Raw genomic sequence first — 21,898 nt, forward strand, 5'->3', positions numbered from 1 at the left:
CGATTCGGTGGCCGGAATTGCCCTGACCAAGCGCCGCTTTCCACGCCGGTTTTCTCGCCAGTTGCCGGCCGGAGTCCGCTACAATTGAACCACCTTGCGCGCCCTTCCGGCGCGCGCTGTATTTTTCTGCCCCCAAACAGGCCCCGTCGCCAGCCATGTTCGTTCCGGTTTTCGCGAGAGTTGTTACGGCGCTGGTCGCTGGCATGGCACTGCTGTCGGTGCTGGCGAGCGCGCCGGCCGCGGCACTGGAAGCGCAGGATATTGCGTTCTACTACGGTACCCGGCCGCCGGTTGATGCGCTGCGCCATTACGATCAGGTTGTCGTTCAGCCCAATCAGTTGCTGCCAGATGAAGCGGCGGCGCTCCTCGCCAGCGGGCCGCGCATTTTCGCCTATGTCTCGGTCGGCGAGGTGGCGCGCAACTCGGTGGATCTGGCCCGCATCGATCAGGGCTGGGTGATCGGCAACAACAGCACCTGGAACAGCCTGGTGATGGATCTGGCCGGTGCGGGCTGGCGCGAATTTCTGTTGCGCGAGCATTTCACGCCGCTCTGGCAGCAGGGTTATCGGGCCTTCTTTCTCGACACCATGGACAGCTACCTGCTGGCGGCCAAAGACGGCGCGCCGCGCCAGCGTCAGGAAGACGGCATGGTGGCGCTGCTGGCCGAAATCAAACAGCGTTTCCCCGGCGTACAGCTGATTTTCAACCGCGGTTTTGAATTGCTGGATCGCGATGCCCGTTATGCCGACGGCATTCTGGCCGAGTCGCTGTTTCAGGGTTATGACCCGGTCGCGAAAAAGCACGGCCCGACACCGGAAGCCAATCGGACCTGGCTTATCAGCCAGCTGCGCCGGGCCCGTGATCAGTTCGGTATTCCGGTCACTGTCATCGATTACGTCGATCCGGGCGACTGGACCACCGCCGAAGCCACGGCGCGCAAGATTCTCGAACTGGGTTTCATGCCCTGGGTGGCCAACGGCGACTTGACCTGGCTTGGTCAGGGCCGCATCCGGCATGTGCCGCGCACCTTGTTGGCACTCATCGATGGTGGTGGCGACAGCGCCGGCGAAGGTCAGCTCGACAGCCCACTGTTCAAACATCTGGCCTTGCCGCTCGAGTACGAAGGTTACGCACTCGACTACCTGAATATCGAACAGGACCAGTTGCCGGGTGAGCCGCTGTTGGGCCGTTACGCGGGCGTGGTCAGCTGGCTCGGCGAGCGTTCCAGCGGCCAGCAGGCCGGGGTCTGCGCGCGCCTGCAGCCGGAAGTCAAAGTCGGTTTGCCGGTGGCGTTCTTCGGCAGTTTGCCGGCCGGGGCGGCGTGTCAGCAGTTGCTGGGCTATCAGCAGAACGGTCGCGCCGCCGGCACCGGTTTGCGCATCAGCGCGCAAGATCCGGCCATCGGCAAATTGGGCACGGCACCGGCGCTGCGGCAATGGGGTTTGCCGGACGTTCGGGTCGGCAACAGCAACCAGACCTGGCTGCAACTGACCGATGCCGGCGGCAACCAGTTTGATCCGATTCAGATCGGCAGTTTCGGTGGCCTCGCACTGCAACCCTATGTCATGCAATACGGTGCCGATGGCAGTGCCAGCTGGTTGCTGGATCCGTTTACGTTTTTGCGGGCCGCGCTGCGCTTGCCGGTGCAGCCGGCCTTTGAACTCAGCACCGACAATGGTCGCCGCATCGGTTTGATCGACATCCGTGGTGATCGCTTGGCCACGCCGACTGACAACGGTGAACGTGCCGCCGGCAAACTGCAGGAACTGCTGAGCAAAACGTCGTTGCCGGCGACGCTGGCCTTGATTGAGGCCGAATTCGACGCGCCGGGTTTGACCGACAGTGAACAGGCGCAGCGGCAAGCCGCGTTGAAACCGCTGCTGGAGTTGCCGCAGCTGGAACTGGCCGCCCACACCTATTCGCATCCGTATTTCTGGCCGGTGTTTGATGGCCAGCGCGATTACAGCGCGCTGGCGCATTTGTACAGCGTGCAGATTCCGAATTACGCCGCCGATTTGCCGCGCGAAATTGCCAAGCCGTTCGACTGGCTCAATGGCCTGCATCGGGAGACATCGAGTCGTTGGTTCGGCAATGCCGCGAGTACCCGCAATGCCGCGCTGCTGATCTGGTCCGGCGATGGCAAACCCGGGCCGGCGGCGCTCGCCACAGCGCAGCGCGCCGGTGTTGGTCATTACGGTGGCGGCGGCATTGACTGGCGATTCGGACCGCTGAAACTGGCGCAACTGGCGCCGGCAGCGCGGCCCACACGCTGGGGCACGCAAGTGCTGACGCCGCTGATAGACGAGAACAGTTTTGCCCGGCTCTGGTATGGCGAGGCGCTGAATTATCGCAAAGTGCTGGACTGGAACCGGCAGCTCGGCGGTGGCAACAACGGTTTGGTGGGCGCGCGCCGGCTGAAGCCCTGGTCGCTGAGTTTTCACGCCGATGCCGTGCTGCGGCCAGCGGGCAGCGCGCTGTTGCACGAGTTGTTGACCGTGCAGGCGCAGGAGCCGTTGAATCATCTTTGGTTAAGCGAGTACGCGCAGCGGGTGCAGGCATTTCAGCACGCGAGTCTGGCGCGCGATCTCGATGGTCATTGGCGGGTCCAGGGCAATGGCCTGCACAGCCTGCGCATTCCGGCCAGCATGGGCTGGCCTGCCGCCAATGTGGCACTGGCTGGCGGCCACGAAGACAGCACTGGCCGCTATCTGCAACTCGGTGCGGATCAGGCGATCCTGCGTTTCAACGGCAAGACGCCGGAGTCGCTGTTGCTGGTCGATGCCAGTGCGCCGCTGAGCAGCTGGAGTCATGGCGATGACAACGACATCCGGTTTCGTTTTTCGCCGCGCGCCAGTGTCCAGTTCCGGATTCGCTTGCCGCGCAGTTGCCAATTGCAGCAGCACGGCAAAACGCTGAAAGCGCGCAGCGAAAATCCGCGCGCGGATACCGCTCGAACACAAACGTCGGCGGCCGTGAACAGCAATCGCAGTGAAGGGCTCAGCAGTTATGACTTGCGCGGTGATGCCGCGCTGGCGGAGGTTCAGCTTGTCTGCCCCCGCTAACCGTCCCAATGCCGGTTTGCGCGGCGAACGCGAGTCGCTGCTGAACACGCCGGCCCTGCTGATCATGTCGGCGGTGGTGGTCATCGCGCTGTATGTGTTGTTTCCGCGCCAGCCCGCTTTTCGTGATCCGCAGAACCTGCGCGCCAGCGACGCCTTGTCCATTGCCTACCTGCGGGTGCTGGTGCGTTCCGACCCAGACAACATTCCCCTGAGGCTGTCTTTTGTTCAGCTGTTGACCGAAGCCGGTGCCAACGATGAAGCGACCGAAGCGTTGGCACCACTGTTGGTCAAGGCGCCGCCCGAGCACGCATTTGAAATCGGTTTGGCAAAGACCCGGCTGCAATTGCAGTTGCTGTTTCTGGCGCCCGCAGCGGAGTCGGCGCAAGCCTTGCGCACTGATATTGGTCGCGGCTTTGATCAGTTGCTGCCGTTGGCGCAGAAAGTCAGCGAGCAGGATTTACTGCTGGTAGAAGCGCGCAAATTTGGCGATCCGCGGGTGCTGGCGGCGCTCTATGAATCCCTGCTGGCACGCGTTGACAGCAGCGGACCGCGGCGCGGTCGGCTGCTCAGCGAAACCGCCGCGCTGCATCTGGCCGCCAATCAACCGGGTGAAGCGGCACGGCGTTGGCAGCAGGCGTTTGCCTTGCTGGTCGACGCTGACGAGCAGCGCAACGTGGCGCTGTCATCACTGCGGGCATTTCTGGCAGCCGGCGAACCGGCGCAAGCGCTGACGGCAGCGAAACGGTTTTTGCACAAGCGGACAGCCGATGCCGAGTTGTTGGCGTTGGCGGCCGATATCGCCCAGCAAAATGGTGACGATGGCCAGGCCCTCAGCTGGTTGTATGCCTTGCGACCGTTGCAGCCGGAAGATCCGCAACTGACCGAGCGGCTGTTGGCACTGGAACTCGCGCTTGGCGATTTGCCGGCAGCGCTGCCGCTGGCGCGCGAGCTGACTACCGATGTTATCGCCGGTTCGCCGCGTCAGTGGTTGTTGGCGCGTGCATTCGACTGGAATGGTCTGCAGGCGGAAAGCCTCCCGCATTGGTTTGCGCTGGCCATGACCGCGCCGGATGAAGAAAGTGAAACGCGCGCCTTTGAGCTCGCTGTTGCGCTCAATGACGACGACAAGGTGGTGCAATTGGTCGAGGCAGCGGCGCTGCGGCGACCACTGCGTGGCAACGAAGCGGCTGCCTATGTCAGCAGTGGGTTGCGCACGCAGGAGCCGACCCGGTTGGTCGCAACCTTGCAAAACTATCTGCAACAGATTGATGCCGGCAGCACGGCAAACGGCGGCGCGAAACCGGCACCGGATCGCGCGGCCTGGGTGGCGCTGGCACGCGTGCAACAGGCGCGCGGGGAACCGCTGGCTGCCCTGCAAGCCTGGCAGCGCGCCGAACAACTGGCGCCGCTGAAACCGACAGAACGTTTGGCCATCGCGCAGGCGTATTGGCGCAGCGGCCAAGCCGAGCCGGCACTGAACAGTTTGTTGCCATTGTCATCGGCACCACCCGCGGGCCAGGAAGCGCGCTACTGGCGCTTGCTCGCCGAGATTGCCTGGTCGCTGGAACGCAGCAACGTCACTCGCACCGCCTATCAGCAATTGCTGGCGCGCTTTGCTGCCGATGACAAGCAAGCGATTGATCGGCTGCTGCAATTGGCCGAGCAAAGCGGTGATGTGGCGGCGACCGAGCGTCAGGCACTCTACGGCTGGAGCCGACTGCGCAGCCGGGAATATTTTGTCGAGCTGCTGGAGTTGGCGCATCAAGCCGGTGATAACGCCCGGCTCGATCAATTGCTGGCCGATGCCGAGCAACAACAAAGCCGTTTCGCCAAGGAGCCCCGTTACTGGCAATACCGGGCCGAGCGGGCGATGAGCCGTGGTGACATCGTGCTCGGCAAATCGTCGCTGGAAAAACTGGCCGCGCTGCGGGCCAATGATCCGGAAGTCATTGAGGCCCAGTTGTGGGCGCTGCTGGCAGAATCGCCCGCCAGCAACCCGGCCATTTATCTGCTGATTGAGCGCTACGCCGGGCTGGCCGCTGGCGATCCGGTGCTGGCCGAAGCCATGGCGGCGGCCGAACAAACCTTGGGCCGACCGGCAGAAGCGGCGGTGTGGTATCTGCAAACCCTGCCGGCACGAAAACGCGATTTGCCGTGGCTGTTGACCGTTGCCGACAACCTGGAGTGGCTCGGCTGCACCGTTACCGCCAATCAATTCCGCTTGCGCAGTTTGCAGCAGTTGCAAGTGCAACCGGTGCCGTTCCCGGCCGTGGCGCATCCGGCCCGTTTGGCGGACTATTTCTATGGCCGGAAATTCTTTGCCCGCGATCTGGAAGAGGTGTTGCCGGAAGCCGAGGATTTTCGCGACCTGATTGAACAGTGGCAATTGCAAACCGGGCTCGACAATGCCCGCCAGTTTGCCTTGCACTGGCAGCAGAAACGCTTGACCCTTTCCGCGTGGGAAGATCTGGCAGACGAGTGGCAGGAACAGAACGGTCAGGAAATGGCCAAGATGATTCAGGCGCTCAGTGCCGAATTGCAGCTGGCGCCGGAAGGCCCATTGTCGAGCAATGTCTTGCCGCTCAGTTTGAATGACGTCGCGGCGCGCGCCCGGCGTTTCGGTGCCGGCCGCAGCGGTTCGTTGCCGGCGCCGGACCCGACGCGGGAATTGCCGATATGCCGGCAAACGCTGGAGCAGTTCTCGGCCTTGGCACTGCCTCTGCCAGTGCTGGCGGTGCCAAGGCCTGCTGTTGCCGCAACGACAAATGCATCGACAAATGAAACGTTTAATGCGACGTCTACTGCAACAACAATCACAGCGACAACTGCAGCCAGATCAGCCGCTACAACGATATCTGTTGCAACAACAACACCAACAGCAACACAAACCACAGCACAAACAACAACTCAAACAACAACGCCAACAACGGTGAAACCATGAGATTACCTTGGCTCGATTCGGTCGATGGCCTCGATGTGCGCACTGCGCCGTCGGATCGCTGGATGTGGCTGGAGACCCTGGTGCTGACGGTGGCGGCGCTGGCGCTGTCGGCCTGGAGCAATCCGCAAGATCCGTTGCGGGTGCAGAGTGGTTTTCCGTGGCCGCTGCTCGGCCCGGTGCTGGCCGGTTTGCGTTACGGTTTCGCGGCCGGTTTTGTCAGCGCCTTGCTGGTGTTGGCTACGTTGGGCATTTCCATCAATCGTGGCTGGCAGCCCGCCGCGGCGTTTCCGTTGGCCTGGGCGACTGGTGTGGTCGCGCTTGCGATGGTGTGCGGTGAATTTCGCGACGGCTGGCAGCGCCGTCTGGTGCGGCTGGCGGGCGCCAATCGTTACCGCGCCGAGCGTCTGGAAGAATTCACCCGCAGTTATCACTTGCTGCGGGTTTCCCATGATCGACTGGAGCAAGCGCTGGCCGGTGCTGGCCATTCTCTGCGCGAAGCCCTGACCCGACTGGCCCAGCGTTTTGATCCGGGCCAAGGCTTGACGGAGCTTGCCGCCAATCGCTTGCTCGAATTGCTGGCGCATTACGGCGCGTTGCAGCAAGCGGGTCTGTTCGCGGTAACCGAAGATGGTCGCTGCACCGGCGAGGCGTTGGCGCAGTGGGGCAAGCTGGCGCGCATTTCAGCCACCGATCCCTTGTTACTGCAGGCGCTGCAACGCGCCGAGCTGGTTGCGGTCAATGCCGACAATGCCCAATTGGAAGCGGCGCGCCACAGCGAGTTGTTGGCCGTGGTGCCCTTGGTCGACAGCAGCGGCCGCATTCATGCCGTGCTGGCCATCGCCGCGTTGCCGTTTTTTTCCTTCCAGCAAAACACACTGACATTGCTGACCGTGTTATGCGCACACGCCGCCGATTTGTTGACCGGCGCCGGCAAGCCCGGCAGCGATGACAGTTTCTCGCGGCAATTGGCGCGGGCGCTGAAAGATCAGGAAGACTATGGTTTGCCGGCAAGCCTGGTGCAGGTCACCGTGGCCGGCACTGAGGGCCAGCAATGGTGCGCACTGGCACGTCGTGAGCGCCGCGCGCTGGATCTGTGGCGCGAACGCGGCGATGAACTGACCATTTTGTTGCCGCTGACCGATGTCAGTGGCGGCGAGCAGTGGTTGCAGCGTTTGCGTGAGCTGGGCGCGCCGGCGCTGTCGGTGCGCTGTCTGGCGCTGGACAACGCCAGCGCGGCGCAAGCATTGTTGCCGATGGCGGGTGCGCACTGATGTCGCGGCTCTGGTGGACGGTAGCGCTGGCGCTCGAACTCGCCAGCGTGGTGGCCGTCATGTTGCTGGAGCCGGCGTGGTTGGCGCTGCTTGGCTATGCCGTGTTGCATGCCGCCGCGACGCCGATGCTGGCCCGCGCCTGCTGGCATCTGTTGCCTCGGCGTTATCGCTTGCCGGTCAATCGCAGCATGCAATTTCTGCAAGGCATGTTGCTGCTGATGCCGTTGGTCGGCGCGATCGGTTTGCTCTGGGGCTTGGTCGGTGCGCTGCGTTTGCCGCGCTCGCGCCGCTCACTGAGTCTGCGTTTTGTTGGCGTGCCCGAGTTGCCGTTCCAGCCGCCACAGGTGTTTCCGACTCCGCCTTACAGCAGCGGTGCGTTGCGCCAGATTTTGCGTTTTTCCGACAATCCGTTGAAACGGCTGAAAGCGGTGATGGCCACGCGCCATATGCCGGTGCACGAGTCGGTGCCGATCTGGCAGATAGCCCTGAAAGATCGCGTCGATGATGTCCGTTTGCTGGCCTACGCCATGCTCGACGGTCGGGAAAAATTGCTGACCGAACGCATCCAGGAAATCAGTGCCGAACTGGACGAGTTGCCAGTGCCACGTCGTGCCGACGCGCATCGCCAACTGGCCGGTTGCTGCTGGGAGTTGGTGTACAACGGTCTGGTCCAGGGCGCGGTGCGCGAGCACTGGCTCAATGCCGCGCGTCAGCATGCCGAGTTGGCGTTGGCCGGTCAGCGCGATATCGCGCTGAGCGTGTTGCATGTCCGCATTCTGCTGGCACAGGATGCGTTGGAAGAAGCGGCGCAGGCGTTGACTGCCGCTGCGGCCACCGGCGTTGCGGCATCGGTGCTGGCGCCCTGGCACGCGGAGATTGCGTTTCGGCAGCGGCGCTTCGCCGAGATTCCGGCGCTGCTTGCTGAGGATCAGCGCCACGTTGAACAGGGATCGGCACAGGCGGAAGTGCGACGCTGGTGGTGCCCGGTGACGGAACCTGCGCTGCAGGAGCAACAGCCATGAGCCGCGCATTCGAACAAAATCAACGTGGCACCGGTGTCAACGCTGCTGCCGGTAATGCCGCCAATGCCGATTCCGCTGCTGCCGGTTCTTGTGTTGCAGATATCGCACTGCTACTTGAGGGCACCTACCCATATGTGCGCGGCGGGGTGTCGAGCTGGGTGCATCAAATCATCAGCGGTTTGCCGGAGTTTCGCTTTGCGGTGATTTTTGTCGGCGGCGAACCGTCGTTGTATGGTAAAGCCCAGTACACGTTTCCGCCGAATGTCAGTCATTTTGAAACGCACTATCTGCTCGACAACAGTGCGCACACGCCGAAGCCGCGCCGAGGCGATCCGGCGGCGTTTGCCGAGATGGCGGCGCTGCACGAACAGATGCGCGCCAGCGCCAGTTGTCCGCACGGTGCCGGCAAGGTCGGGTTGTCGCTGGATGATATGCTGAACGCCTTTGCCCGCCTGGGTGGGGAAGGTGGTATCAGCAAGACCGACTTTCTGTTTTCGGAAGCGGCTTACGATTACATCAGCCAGCAGTATCGCGAGCGCTGCACCGAGCCATCGTTCGTCGATTACTTCTGGGCCGTGCGCACCATGCATACGCCGCTGTTTGTGCTCGCCGACATCGCCCGCAAATTGCCACCGGTGCGGATGGTGCATTCCATCTCGACCGGTTATGCCGGCCTGCTCGGTGCGATGATTCGCCTGCAACGTCATATCCCATTCGCCCTGACCGAGCACGGCATTTACACCAAGGAGCGCAAGATCGATTTGGCGCAGGCCACCTGGATCCGCGATCACAACGATGACGTCAGCAACACCTTGCATGACGAGATGGGCTATATCCGCGGCATGTGGATCAAATTCTTTGAGCAAATCGGCCGCATTGCCTATTCGCAGGCTCAGCCGATCGTTTCGCTGTACGAAGGTAACCGCGAGCGGCAGATTGCCGACGGCGCCATTGCCGAGCGCACTCAGGTGATCACTAACGGCATCAATCTGCAGCGTTATGCCACCGCCTTACAGAAGCGCCCGAGCGGCATTCCACCGGTGCTCGGTCTGATCGGCCGCGTGGTGCCCATCAAGGACATCAAGACGTTTATTCGCACCATGCGGATATTGGCCAATGCGCGCCCTGATGCCGAGGGCTGGATTGTCGGTCCGGAAGATGAAGACCTGAGTTACGTCCAGGAATGCAAGGATCTGGTCGACAGTCTCGGCTTGCAACGCAACGTCAAGTTTCTCGGCTTTCAGAATGTCGCCGAAATTCTGCCGCAGCTCGGCTTGATGGTGCTGACCTCGATCAGCGAGGCCTTGCCGCTGGTGATTCTGGAAGCGTTCGCCAGCGGCGTGCCCTGCGTTGCCACCGATGTCGGTTCCTGTCGGGAGTTGATTGAAGGCAGCACCGCCGAAGACAAAGCCATGGGCAGTGCCGGTGCGGTGGTTGCGATCGCCGATCCGGAAAGCACGGCGCAAGCGGCATTGGCGTTGCTCAATGATCCGGAGCGCTGGCAGTCGGCGCAGCGGGCCGGCTTGCAACGGGTGGAAAAGTATTATGACGATCGGATGATGTTCGGCGCCTATCGCGAGTTGTATCAGGCGACGCTCGCATCCGCTTCAGCGTTGAGTGCGGAGTAAGCCATGGCCGGTATCGGGTTTGAAATCCGCCGCATTCTGGAGCGCGACAGTTTTTTTGCCGTGCTGAAAGCGTATGGCTACGCCGGGCTTATCAGTGGCGGCCCGTGGGTACTGTCCATTCTCGGGGTCATGGCCATTGGTTTGCTGTCGGTGGCACTCGGCACGGAACAGCAGGCGGTCAACCAATTCCAGATCTGCGTGACCTATCTGATGGCGGGCTCGCTGATTCTGACCGGCGGTTTGCAACTGATGTTCACCCGCTTCGTGGCCGATCGGCTTTATGCCCACGAGCCGCGGATTGTGCTGCCGAATCTGCTCGGTGCCTTGTTGCTGACCACGGCGGTCGCAGCGGCGCTGTCGACCCTGTTTGTACTGGTGGCGTTTTCCGGCAGTGCCTTGCTGCGGTTGTTGCTGATCGCCAATTTTGTCGTGGTCTGCAATTTATGGCTGGTGCTGATCTTCCTGTCTGGCATGAAAGCGTATCAACGTATTGTCCGGACGCTGGCCGCCGGTTATCTGTTGGCCATTCTGGTCTCGATGGCTCTGGCCGGTTTTGGTCTGGAAGGTTTGCTGACCGGCATCCTGATTGGCCATGCCGGGCTGTTGTTTGCCTTTCTGCATCACGTTGTCCGTGAGTATCCGGGTCAGTCGCTGCTACGGTTTGATTTTCTCGATCAGCGCAAGGCGTTCTACAGTCTGTTTGCCATGGGCGTGCTGTACAACCTCGCGGTCTGGGTCGACAAGTTCATTTTCTGGTTTGTGCCGTACACTTCGGAAGCCGTTATCGGCCCGCTGCGGGCATCGATTATTTATGACTTGCCGATTTTCCTCGCTTACCTCTTCATTTTGCCCGGCATGGCGGTGTTCCTGGTCCGGATGGAAGCGGATTTCGCCGAGCAATATGATCGCTTTTATCGCGCCGTGCGCGAAGGCGATACGCTGATGCATATCGAGTACCGCAAGGATCAGATGGTCTACACCGCACGTCAGGGCATCTACGAAATCTTCAAGGTTCAGGGCCTGACAGTCGTACTCTGCCTGCTCTGGGGTCGCGATCTGCTGCATGCGATTGGGATTTCGCCGCTTTACATACACCTGTTCTATATCGACATCGTCGCGGTCAGCGTGCAGGTGCTGCTGATGGCCATTCTGAACGTGATGTTCTACCTTGATGCCCGTCGCGAAGTCTTGATGCTGTCGGCAGTATTTCTGATCAGCAACATCGTGTTCACGCTGGCGACACTGAGCTTGGGTGCAGAAACCTTTGGCTATGGTTTCGCCCTGTCGGTAACACTGACCGCCTTCCTCGGCTTCTTCGTGCTGGCACGCAAGCTGCGGCGACTGGAGTACGAAACGTTTATGCTGCAGCGCTGAGTGTGCTTATGTTGAAGTCATGGCTTTGGTTGTTTGCGGCAGTATCGATGGCGGCGCTCGCGGCTGACGAGCTGCCGGTTCCGCTGGATAATTATCTCAATGACTATGCCGTCCTGCTGACGGAAGCTGAACAGGCCGAGCTGCGTGAACAAGGCAGGCAGTTGGAGGCGAGCACAGGTGTCGAATTAAGCGTGGTGCTGATCGACCGAATCGGCGATTACAGCGAAGACACCAATATTGAACGCTTCGCCACTCGGCTGTTCGATAGCTGGGGCGTCGGTAATACGGAACTCAATGACGGCATTTTGCTGTTGGTGGCGCGTGATGATCGGGCGGTTCGCATCGAACTCGGTGCCGGCTATGGCCATGACCATGATAGCGAGATGCAGCGCATCGTTGATGAGTTGCTGGTGCCGGCATTTCGCCAGAGCCGCTATTTCGATGGCCTGCAAGCCGGTTCCGGCGCGTTGGTGCAATTCGCTGAAGACTGGGCAGCGCTGCGTGCCAATGACTCTTGGTGGCTGCGGGCTTGGCTCAAATTCAAAGCGGGAATGCGCTCGTTGTGGGCCAAGCTCGCTTTGCCGGCTGGCGCCGGCGGCATCGGCTGGCAATGGTTTCGACGTTGGCGTCGTCATCAAGCCCGCCAATGCCGGCAATGTCAGGCTGCCATGGTGCGATTGTCGGAAGTCGCCGACGATCGTTATCTCGAGGCCGGCCAAAAAACCGAGGAGCGAGTGGGCTCGGTGGATTATGACGTTTGGAAGTGCACGCGCTGCGCTGCCTATCACGTGATCGACTACCCGAGTTTGTTGACCCGGTTTCATCGCTGCGACGGCTGCGGGCGGCGCACCAGTCAGCAGCAATCACGCTCAGTGATTGGCAATCAGGTCACAACGACATTCCGCTGTCGGCACTGTCAGCATATTCAACAAACCTTCTCAACGGTGCGGGAATCGACTTCTGGCGCAAGCGCGGGCTTTGGCGGAGGCAGTTCGGGCGGAGGTGGTGCGACCGGCCGTTGGTAGTTTCAGTGCCTTTCGCTCTCACTTTGTTGCTGACAGATCGAAGCTCTCGCCTTCCAGCAACAATTGCTGTGGAATGCCGTTGTCAAACGATGCGCATGATTGCGAACCAGGATTTCCGGCGCAGAGGCGAGAACCTTCAATTCTCAGTGGCATTTGAACGCCGTAATAGTGTCCGATGTACTGCAGATTTGCATTCCATAGCACCAGCCGATCCGTTTGCCTGCAGCTTGGGCCCCAGACCGTTGCGACATGGGTTACATGCAAATTTCCATTTTCGCTACGGACAGGACCGATATAGGTAAACGACTCACGCTCAAACTCGCCATCTTTCCAGGTCAAACCCGCTATGGCTTGTGCTTTTTGGTAGAGCGGCCCGGCAATTGTCGCCGGGCCAATGATTTCCCGGAACGAGCGGTCATCGCAAGTCGGCCGCTCATCTGCAGCGGTTATTGTATTTGCTGCCAAAAAAATCAGAGCGCCAGCGGCGATTCCATTCGGCCATCGCTGCCGGAGTCGCTTGGATAATCTCACTTGTCTCACTCTGGTGGTCTATTGCTTGTCAGTGTCAGATTCAATCCTGCTGCGCCGAGCGCGTTCCGGCGATCGGCAAATTGTCCAGCGGCCGATAGCTTGCCACCACGGCGTACTTGGTTTGCTGCGTATGGTTGCGGCTGGCGGCGTGCAGCAAGCGGGCGTGAAAGTACAGGACATCACCCGGTTCCAGTTTGACGTCGATGGCCGTCGCAATTATCTCTTGATTCTCGGCGAGATCACTGCGGAAAAATTTCCGCTCATCCAACTGCTGGGCAGAAAACTCCAGCGTGTGCGAACCCGGAATCACTTTCAGGCCGCCGTTTTCCGGGTATTCCGGACCGAGCGCCAACCAGACCGAAATCAGGTCCGGGCGGTGAAAATTCCAATAGCGAATGTCCTGATGCCAGCCGGTGTCGCTGGAGTAGCGCGGCTGCTTGGTCATCACGCAGTTGTGATGGGCGCGCGCCTGTTTGATCGTTCCGCCGAGCAGGCTGGTCATGTCGGCTACCACTTCGGCATTGCCGAACCAGTCAGCGAACAACGGGCCGCGTTGTTCGGCCTGCAGCAGTCGACGGACCGTGCGGCCGCCTTCTGCCTCGCGGTCGGTGGGTGAGCCGGGGTAGTCCATGTCGGCTTCGTATTCGACTGGGCCGGTACCGGTAGCGAGTTGACGTTCGGTTTCGGCGCGCATGGCTGCCACGGTGGCCGGGCTGACCATTTGGGGGCGAATCAGAAAACCGTGCTGACGAAACTGCTGGATCTGGGCGGAAGACAAGGACATGAGGCAGTGGGCCAAGCGGCAGGCTGACAGTGGGCGCTATCGTACGGGCAAGATCGGTCGGCGGCCATGGGCCACATCAAATCCTTTGCAGGGGGCCATTGCCGAAGTCAGGGTCAGCATACGGCCGAGTCTTGGCCTGGTTTTGGCTGGGGTGTTGGTCGAGGTGCTGGTCAGGCCCGACATATCTCGACATAACTATACTATTGACTTCGCACTAGTGCGACGGTCACTGTAGTTCCGTGCCCACCGTTGGAGGATGCCATGGACACGGAAAACCCTCATATCCGGAAATTCCAGAAAGAACTCAGCGCCGGTTCGGTCGCCTTGGTGCTGCTTGCCGTTATCGGCCGAGCCGCCGAGCCGCTGTACGGCTATCAGATTGCCAAACGGCTGGAAGCGGCCGACCCGGAACTGGCCGGTGGCAAGCAAGGTGCCTTTTATCCGGTGCTGCGCTCGCTGAGCTCGGCCGGTCTGCTCGACAGCTATGTCGAGCCGTCGGTCAGCGGCCCACCGCGCAAGTACTACCGGATTACCGCCGAAGGACAAGAAGTGCTGCAGGCCTGGAAAGGCACCTGGCAGCGAATGAAAGCATTTGTTGATACCGCGTTGACGGAGGCCTGAAATGAGCCACATGCCAATTAGCTCCATCGCCGATTACCTGTCGACGCTGCGAACCGCGCTGTCGGATGCGGACCCGGCCTTGTTGCAGGACGCGCTGTACGACGCCGAAGAATATCTGCGTGCCGCCAGCGCCGATCAACCCGGCAAAACCGAAGCCGAGATTGTCGCCGATGCGCTGAACAGTTTCGGTACGCCGGATGAGATTGCCGCCAGCTACCGGGAAACGGAAACGACCGTTGCGCGGGCGCTGCGGACGCCGGCGCCGAAAGCGCCCAGCTCGCTGCTCGGAAAGATTTTCGGCGTCTATGCCGATCCGCATACCTATGCCAGCTTGTTTTACATGATGCTGACCATGGCGACCGGTATTTTCTATTTCACTTGGGCGATCACGGGCGCGGCGATGTCGGCCGGCTTTGCCATTCTGATTATCGGCGTGCCGTTCTTCTTGCTGTTCATTGGCTCGGTACGACTGATTTCGCTGGTTGAGGGCCGTATTGTCGAAGTCTTGCTCGGCGAACGGATGCCACGGCGGCCGTTGTATCCGACCTCGGCAACCATCGGTCAACGCATCCTGGGCATGCTGAAAGACGTTCGGACCTGGTCGACCTTGCTGTACATGGTGGCGATGATGCCGGTCGGCATTGTCTATTTCACCGCGGCAATCTGCGGTCTGGCCGTGTCAATTGGTCTGATGCTGGCACCGTTTATCGATCGCTTCCCGTATACGATTGATGATGGCTCGGTGGTGATTTTCGGTCTGGAGCAATTGGTCTGGCCGGCGTCCCTACTGTGGTTACCGGTTGGCTTCCTGTGCCTGACGCTGGTCTTGCATGCCGCGCGTCTGCTCGGTCGGGTTCACGGTAAAGTCGCCAAGCATTTGCTGGTCAAGATGGCGGCCTGATCCGTTCGGGATTTACTCAGCCGGCTGTGACAAAAGCCTCTGACAAAAGTCTGCAACAGACCCTCGCGCTGAACTCGCGAGGGTTTTGCTTTATTGGCAGGGTTACGAGTTGGCTATTTCAAAAAATTGCTATTTAAAAAAGGCCGCTTCAAGCCGGCCAAGCGAATCATCAGAACAAACTCATTTGCTCGGCCCGGCCGGGTACCTTGAACAAGTCGGTACGCAGCTGGCAACGCAGCGCTTTGTTGAAGCCAAGTTTGCGGCAGGTCAGCTTGAAGCGCTGCCGCAACAACTCGGCATACTGACCGGTGCCGCGCATCCGTTCGCCAAACTCCGCCACATTGTCTTTGCCACCGCGTGACTGCTGCACCAGGCTCATCACATGCTCGGCCTTTTGCGGATAGTGCTCGGTCAGCCACTCGCGAAAAATATCTTTGACTTCATAGGGCAGCCGCAGAAATACGTAACCGGCATAGTCGGCGCCGGCTTCGCGCGCCAACTGCAGAATGGCTTCCATTTCGCTGTCGTTGATGAAGGGAATCACCGGGGCAAACAGCACGCCGACCGGAATGCCCGCGTCATGCAGCTCGCGCAACGCAGCAAGCCGAGCCTGTCCGGTCGGTGTCCGGGGTTCCAGCAAACGCTTCAGATCATTGCTGAGTGTGGTCACGCTGAGGGTGACTTCGGCCAGCTGGTCTTTGGCCAGATCCGCCAGCAGATCCTTGTCACGTGTCACCAACGCACTTTTCGTGACTATCGAAACCGGTTGTCGGTGTGCGGCCATCACTTCCAGCAGACGACGGGTGATGCGTTTTTCCTTTTCGATGGGTTGGTACGGATCGGTGGCCGTGCCCATGGCGATTACGTCGCATTGATAACTCGGCTTGGCCAATTCTTTGGCGAGTAGCGCCGGCGCATCGTCCTTGCAAAAAATCTTGGTCTCAAAATCGAGCCCGGCTGACAAACCGAGATAACTGTGCGTTGGACGGGCAAAACAGTAGATGCAGCCATGCTCGCAGCCGCGATACGGATTGATGCTCTGGCTGAACGGCACATCCGGCGAATCGTTGCGGGTCAATACGGATCGTGCGGGTTCAACAAAATATTGGGTCGGAGTCGTGCTGCCCGGAAAATCATCGTCTTCGGCGCGAAACCAGCCGTCATCCTCAACGGTTTTGATCGTCGCTTCAAACCGGCCTTCCGGATTGGAAATGGCGCCGCGGCCTTTCTGCGTTTTGGGAGGGATTTCGTTCATGGCGGTATTGTACGCCCGGATTCGGGCGCATGGGCTGCCCCCGATTCCTCGCGGGCGCAGACAAGTTTCACTTGCTGCACGAAGGTGAGCTAGGCAACATCGGGACCACTCAACGCGGCAAGCCGGGCTACAGCCGGATACACCAGCGTGATCGCCAATATTTGCCACGGAGTGGAGGGGACAGAATGGCAGTCAGTGAATCGACGGTGCTTGGGGCTGGCAGTGCTGCTCCGACCATCACGAAGGCCGAAGAACGCACAGTCATTTTTGCGTCGTCACTGGGTACGGTATTCGAATGGTATGACTTTTATTTGTATGGCACGTTGGCCGTGTTCTTTGGCGCGCTGTTCTTTCCGCCCGGTAACGAAACGGCGGCATTGCTGGCCTCGCTGGCCACCTTCGGTGCTGGTTTTGCCGTGCGGCCGTTCGGTGCCATCGTGTTTGGTCGCATCGGGGATTTGGTTGGTCGCAAATACACGTTCCTGGTCACGATTATCCTGATGGGGATTTCAACGGCTGGTGTGGGCTTTCTGCCGACCTATGAGTCGATCGGCTGGGCGGCACCGACCATTCTGGTGCTGTTGCGCTTGATTCAGGGGCTGGCGTTGGGGGGTGAATACGGCGGCGCAGCGACCTATGTGGCCGAACATGCACCGGCCGAGCGTCGTGGCCACGCCACCAGCTGGATTCAGACCACGGCGACGCTCGGTTTCTTTCTTTCGCTGCTGGTCATCCTGAGCTGTCGAATGGCCATGGCGGAGGCCGACTTCAAGCAATGGGGCTGGCGGATACCGTTTATCGTTTCACTGCTGCTGCTTGCCGTGTCGGTGTATATCCGGATGAAGCTCAATGAGTCGCCGTTGTTCAAGGCGATGAAGGCGGGTGGTCACGGTTCAAAATCGCCGATACGTGACAGCTTCTTCAAAATGCCGAATGCCAAGTACGTATTCTTTGCCTTGTTCGGTGCCGTCGCCGGGCAGGGCGTGGTCTGGTACACCGGCCAGTTCTACGCGCTGTACTTTCTGTCGACGACGCTAAAAGTGCCGTTTCAGGAGGCTTACATCCTGATTGCCATTGCGCTGGCGCTGGCGACACCGTTCTTTATCGTATTCGGCAAACTCTCGGACCGGATTGGCCGCAAGTGGATCATGATGGCCGGCTGCGCGTTGGCCATTCTGACTTATTTCCCGATTTTCAAGGCGCTGACCCATTACGCCAACCCGGCTCTGGCAGCCGCGCACGAAACGCATCAGGTCACCGTGGCGGCAACGAACTGCAATTTCGTCATCATTCCGTCGCCATCGTATAAACCGAGTGATTGCGACAAAGCCAAAAACTTTCTGGCCAAGAACGGCATCGTCTATCAATCGCTGGAGTTGCCTGCCGACAGCACGACCGACGTGATCGTCCGGATCAATGAAGTCGAGCTGACCGGGTTTGATGAAGCGGCGTACAAAGCCGCGATCGCCGCGGCCGGTTATCCGGACAAGGCCGAACCGGACAAGATGAACAAGCCGATGGTGGTGCTGCTACTGTTCATTCTGGTGCTCTATGTGACGATGGTCTATGGTCCGATTGCGGCGTTTCTGGTCGAGTTGTTCCCGACAAATATCCGCTACACCTCGATGTCGCTGCCGTATCACATCGGCAACGGCTGGTTTGGCGGCTTTCTGCCGCTGGTAGCGTCGGCCATGGTCGCTGCAACCGGTGATATTTACTATGGGCTCTGGTATCCGATTGCCGTGGCGGCGATGACGCTGGTGGTGGGAGTGTTTTTCCTGCCGGAAACAAAGGATCGCAGTCTGGATTTCAATGCCCATTGAGTCGATGGTGGTTTAAATAAACAAAAAGGGTGCGCATCGCGCACCCTTTTTGTTTGAACTGACGAACTGCTCGGTTTAACCCAGCAGGTGACTCAGATCGGGACCGTGCAACAGCTCCAGCGATTTCTTGTGCTGAAAACGTAGTGCCGGCTCGCTGCCAAGCAGCGTCAAGGTATTGCTGCGTCGTTTCAGGGCACTACCTTCGCGCAGCGCGATAACCTGTTTTGATGGATTGGCGGCGAGAAATTCCTGCAGTCGTTGTTCACGGGTTTCGCCGTGGAAATTCGGCGGGACAAAATCGCTGTAATGTGGATTGATCTGGAATGGCAGCAGATTCAGCGCGGCGAAGCTGGCCGGTTCGACAATCGGCATGTCGTTGGTGGTGCAAATGGTCGGCGCTGCGATATTCGAGCCGGCGCTCCAGCCGACATAAGGCACGCCAGCGAGCACGCGCTCGCGGATCAGATCGAGCAGTTGCCAGTCGTATATCGTTTTCAGCAGCTGAAAGGTGTTGCCGCCGCCAACCGCAATTGCTTGCGCCTCGCGCACCGCCTGCTGGGCGTTGCTGGCGCGGTGAATGCCAGTCACCCGCACGCCAACCGGGTCGAGCGCCTCCTGCACCCGTTGCAGGTACTCATCCCAGTCGACGGTGACGCCGGCAAACGGGACGAACAGCAACTCGCGGTCGCCGACATGCTCGGCAATCCAGTCGCGGGAGCTTTCCAGATAACCGCTGTTGTTGGCGCGGGATGAGGAGAGTAGCAGCAGATTCGGGGCGGTCATTGGATAGACTCTCTACACAGAAATATCGGTGCGAAACGAAGAGGCCGCCATGATACGAACCCTGACCCTGCAACCCAAGCGGCAAGGCCTATACCCGTTCAGCCACGAGGTTGAGAATCTGGTGCGCGAGGCGGGCATCGCCGAGGGCCTTTGCACACTTTTTGTTCGGCATACCTCGTGTAGCTTGTTGATTCAGGAAAATGCCGACCCGACCGCGCGCTCCGATCTGGAACGCTGGTTGAACCGCTTGGTGCCGGAAAACGATCCGCTTTATCAGCATACGCTGGAGGGCGGCGATGACATGCCGGCGCACATCAAGGCCGCGTTGACCGCTGTCAGCCTGAGCATTCCCATCATCGAGGGCCGTTTGGCGCTTGGGACCTGGCAGGGGATCTACCTGTGGGAGCACCGGCATCAGCCGGGGCGGCGTGAGGTGGTGGTGCATATCGGTGGCTGAGGGGCGCCGAACTGTAGCGAGCCTTGTGTGTTCGGCAGCTTCACCCTCTCCCTAACCCTCCCCCGTCAAGGGGGAGGGGACGAAGCTGCTCCCTCTCCCCTCGAGGGAGAGGGGCTACAACGGGGCGGCTGTTTCATGCAGATCGCTGCGGTCCGGAAACCACTCTGCGCTCCGGAACTGTTCGATTCCGTTCCCTCTCCCTTGAGGGGAGAGGGCTAGGGAGAGGGTGAGCCTTCAGCGCGAACCGAGGCTCCATGTCGAGCAAGGCCACGACTTCCCCCCGCCCAGCCCCTTATAATCCCAACCTTCGCCTGCGGTTTCGCCCGATGAGGCTCGAAACCTGCCCAATGGCCCCCATTTCCAGCGGTTGACTACGCTCCGCCGCCTCAACACTCAGGACCCCCCATGTTCGGCAACCTTTCCGACCGTTTGAACGCCGCCCTGAAAAAGCTCTCCGGCCAGGGCCGCATTACCGAAGACAACGTCAAAGACACGCTGCGCGAAGTGCGCATGGCACTGCTCGAAGCCGACGTTGCGCTGCCAGTAGTGAAAGACTTTATCGCCAAGGTCAAAGACCGCGCGGTCGGCACCGAAGTCACGACCAGCCTGACGCCCGGTCAGGCCTTCATCAAAATCGTTCGCGATGAACTCGTCGCGGCAATGGGCGAGCACAACGACGAACTCAACCTCGCCGTGCAACCGCCGGCGGTGATCCTGATGGCCGGCCTGCAAGGCGCCGGTAAAACCACCAGCGCCGGCAAACTCGCCAAACTGCTGAAAGAGCGGCACAAGAAATCGGTGTTGCTGGTCTCGGCCGACGTGTACCGCCCGGCGGCGATCAAACAACTCGAAACCTTGGCGCAACAAGTGGGCGTGCATTTCTTCCCGAGTGCGGTCGGCCAAGACCCGGTCAAGATCGCCAAAGACGCCGTCGAAGAAGCCAAGCGCCGCATTTACGACGTGGTGATCGTCGACACCGCCGGCCGCCTGCACATCGACAGCGAGATGATGGACGAGGCCAAGCGCATACATGCCGCCGTCACGCCCATCGAAACACTGTTCGTGGTCGACAGCATGACCGGCCAGGACGCTGCCAATACTGCCAAAGCCTTCAACGAAGCGCTGCCGCTGACCGGCGTCATCCTGACCAAAGCCGACGGCGATGCCCGCGGCGGCGCCGCGCTGTCCATCCGCACCATCACCGGCAAACCGATCAAGTTCATCGGCGTCGCCGAAAAACTCGACGGCCTCGAACCGTTCCATCCGGACCGTATCGCCAGCCGCATTCTCGGCATGGGCGATGTGCTGAGTTTGATTGAACAAGTCGAACGTGAAGTCGACAAGGACAAAGCCGAAGCCTTTGCCAAGAAACTCAAGAAAGGCAAAGGTTTTGATCTGGAAGACTTCCGCGACCAACTCCGCCAAATGAAAAAAATGGGCGGCCTGACTTCGATGATGGAAAAAATGCCCGGCTTTGGCCAGATCCCGGAAGCCGCCAAGGCACAAGTCAACGACCGCGAACTGCTGCGCCTGGAGGCCATCATCAACTCGATGACTGCCGCTGAACGCGCCCGCCCGGATCTGATCAAAGGTTCCCGCAAACGCCGTATCGCACTTGGCTCCGGCACTCAGGTTCAGGACGTCAACAAGCTGATGAAGCAATATGATCAGATGAACACCATGATGAAGAAGATTTCATCGAAAGGTGGTTTGATGAAGTTGATGCGAGGCATGGGTGGGAAGATGCCGCCGGGGATGATGCCGAAGCGGTAGATGGAGCTGGCAATGAATCGATATGTATTGAGCCTGCTAGGGATGATTATTTTGATGAGCTACCTGTTGGCCTCCCCAGCTTTTGCTTGTTCGATTGAGGAGAGTCCGGCTAAACCTGAAAGGGAGGTGAGCACCACTGCGCTGGAACAGATGGCATTCTGGGTCGAGAAAGGATACTCGCTTGCCAAAATTAAGGTCTCAGCTGAATCTCTTGACGGGAATGGCCAGCCTGATAGTTATCTTGTGTCCATTCAGTATGGCTGGGGTCCGCGACTGCCGCAGCAGCTTGTTGTATCCAGTGGCTCCTGCTTGATACTTTTGTTGAGTACTGGCGATGAAATATTCACAGTATTATCCGATGTTGCCGAATCGTCGGCGCATATCGATGCAATATGGGATATTTCGAGCGATATTGACGATTCTGCTTTACAGAATGCACTTGGGTCTCCGGGTTTTACCTATTGAAGTTCACGTAGCCCGGATCGTTGCGAAGCAATGATCCGGGTTTTCTTTTTCTGACCGGTGTGTACAGATGGAGCGGGGGAGTCCCCACCATTGCCGGGTCTCGCCCCGGCGGGCGACCTTCTTTCTTTGCTCGTGCAAAGAAAGAAGGCAAAGAAACACGCCCCACGCGCCAGAATCGGGTT

At 59.9% G+C, this 21,898-nt stretch carries 17 protein-coding genes; 13 read left to right on the forward strand and 4 right to left on the reverse strand.

Translation table 11 applies throughout. The features are described from left to right. Window positions 1-203: 203 nt before the first annotated feature. The 7 genes from HPT27_RS09735 to HPT27_RS09765 are packed head-to-tail and all read left to right on the forward strand — an operon-like array spanning window position 204 to window position 12,323. On the forward strand, window positions 204-3,062 hold the full coding sequence (locus HPT27_RS09735) for an endo alpha-1,4 polygalactosaminidase (RefSeq protein WP_172242382.1): 2,859 nt from the start codon (window positions 204-206) through the stop codon (window positions 3,060-3,062). After that, window positions 3,046-6,003 (forward strand): tetratricopeptide repeat protein, encoded by a 2,958-nt coding sequence (locus HPT27_RS09740; protein WP_172242385.1) that lies wholly within the window; start codon window positions 3,046-3,048, stop codon window positions 6,001-6,003. The genes HPT27_RS09735 and HPT27_RS09740 overlap by 17 nt, the downstream gene beginning before the upstream one ends. Further along, window positions 6,000-7,274: a PelD GGDEF domain-containing protein gene (locus tag HPT27_RS09745; RefSeq protein ID WP_172242388.1), complete on the forward strand. Its 1,275-nt coding sequence runs from the start codon at window positions 6,000-6,002 to the stop codon at window positions 7,272-7,274. The genes HPT27_RS09740 and HPT27_RS09745 overlap by 4 nt, the downstream gene beginning before the upstream one ends. After that, on the forward strand, window positions 7,274-8,296 hold the full coding sequence (locus HPT27_RS09750) for a protein PelE (RefSeq protein ID WP_172242391.1): 1,023 nt from the start codon (window positions 7,274-7,276) through the stop codon (window positions 8,294-8,296). The genes HPT27_RS09745 and HPT27_RS09750 overlap by 1 nt, the downstream gene beginning before the upstream one ends. Continuing rightward, complete coding sequence (gene pelF, locus HPT27_RS09755) at window positions 8,293-9,924, forward strand: GT4 family glycosyltransferase PelF (protein WP_172242394.1); 1,632 nt, start codon at window positions 8,293-8,295, stop codon at window positions 9,922-9,924. The genes HPT27_RS09750 and pelF overlap by 4 nt, the downstream gene beginning before the upstream one ends. A 3-nt stretch (window positions 9,925-9,927) precedes the next feature. Further along, window positions 9,928-11,298, forward strand: coding sequence for an exopolysaccharide Pel transporter PelG (gene pelG, locus HPT27_RS09760; protein WP_172242397.1), 1,371 nt, complete (start codon window positions 9,928-9,930; stop codon window positions 11,296-11,298). Between the two features lie 8 nt (window positions 11,299-11,306). Continuing rightward, the gene (locus tag HPT27_RS09765) at window positions 11,307-12,323 is read left to right on the forward strand and encodes a TPM domain-containing protein (protein ID WP_172242400.1); all 1,017 of its coding nucleotides are present in this window, start codon (window positions 11,307-11,309) and stop codon (window positions 12,321-12,323) included. Between the two features lie 18 nt (window positions 12,324-12,341). On the opposite strand, the gene HPT27_RS09770 is transcribed toward HPT27_RS09765, so the two are convergent. Further along, window positions 12,342-12,854 carry a hypothetical protein gene (locus tag HPT27_RS09770; RefSeq protein ID WP_172242403.1) on the reverse strand — a complete coding sequence of 171 codons (513 nt, stop codon included), beginning with the start codon at window positions 12,852-12,854 and terminating at the stop codon, window positions 12,342-12,344. Between the two features lie 40 nt (window positions 12,855-12,894). Next, complete coding sequence (locus HPT27_RS09775) at window positions 12,895-13,638, reverse strand: phytanoyl-CoA dioxygenase family protein (RefSeq protein ID WP_172242406.1); 744 nt, start codon at window positions 13,636-13,638, stop codon at window positions 12,895-12,897. A 261-nt stretch (window positions 13,639-13,899) separates the two neighbouring features. On the opposite strand from HPT27_RS09775, the gene HPT27_RS09780 reads away from it, so the two are divergent. Then, window positions 13,900-14,259, forward strand: a complete 360-nt coding sequence (locus HPT27_RS09780) for a PadR family transcriptional regulator (protein WP_172242409.1) — start codon at window positions 13,900-13,902, stop codon at window positions 14,257-14,259. A gap of 1 nt (window position 14,260) precedes the next feature. Then, entirely contained in the window at window positions 14,261-15,160 is a 900-nt protein-coding gene (locus HPT27_RS09785; protein ID WP_172242412.1) for a sensor domain-containing protein, read from the forward strand. A gap of 169 nt (window positions 15,161-15,329) precedes the next feature. Here the strand turns inward: HPT27_RS09785 and HPT27_RS09790 are convergent, their stop codons facing one another. Further along, window positions 15,330-16,415, reverse strand: a complete 1,086-nt coding sequence (locus tag HPT27_RS09790) for a PA0069 family radical SAM protein (protein ID WP_172242415.1) — start codon at window positions 16,413-16,415, stop codon at window positions 15,330-15,332. Between the two features lie 185 nt (window positions 16,416-16,600). Between HPT27_RS09790 and HPT27_RS09795 the strand changes: the two genes are divergently transcribed. Beyond that, the gene (locus HPT27_RS09795) at window positions 16,601-18,238 is read left to right on the forward strand and encodes an MFS transporter (protein ID WP_172242418.1); all 1,638 of its coding nucleotides are present in this window, start codon (window positions 16,601-16,603) and stop codon (window positions 18,236-18,238) included. Window positions 18,239-18,313: 75 nt separating this feature from the next. Here HPT27_RS09795 and pepE read toward each other — a convergent pair whose 3' ends face one another. Beyond that, entirely contained in the window at window positions 18,314-19,021 is a 708-nt protein-coding gene (gene pepE, locus HPT27_RS09800; RefSeq protein WP_172242421.1) for a dipeptidase PepE, read from the reverse strand. 49 nt (window positions 19,022-19,070) lie between these two features. On the opposite strand from pepE, the gene HPT27_RS09805 reads away from it, so the two are divergent. The 3 genes from HPT27_RS09805 to HPT27_RS09815 all read left to right on the forward strand — a co-directional run bounded on the left by HPT27_RS09805 (window position 19,071) and on the right by HPT27_RS09815 (window position 21,716). Further along, entirely contained in the window at window positions 19,071-19,478 is a 408-nt protein-coding gene (locus HPT27_RS09805) for a secondary thiamine-phosphate synthase enzyme YjbQ (RefSeq protein WP_172242424.1), read from the forward strand. A 405-nt stretch (window positions 19,479-19,883) separates the two neighbouring features. Beyond that, complete coding sequence (ffh, locus tag HPT27_RS09810; protein WP_172242427.1) at window positions 19,884-21,251, forward strand: signal recognition particle protein; 1,368 nt, start codon at window positions 19,884-19,886, stop codon at window positions 21,249-21,251. 12 nt (window positions 21,252-21,263) lie between these two features. After that, entirely contained in the window at window positions 21,264-21,716 is a 453-nt protein-coding gene (locus HPT27_RS09815) for a hypothetical protein (RefSeq protein ID WP_172242430.1), read from the forward strand. The last annotated feature ends 182 nt before the right edge of the window (window positions 21,717-21,898 follow it).

Origin of the sequence: Permianibacter fluminis, assembly GCF_013179735.1 — a bacterium.
In the GTDB taxonomy this organism is placed as follows: domain Bacteria; phylum Pseudomonadota; class Gammaproteobacteria; order Enterobacterales; family Permianibacteraceae; genus Permianibacter; species Permianibacter fluminis.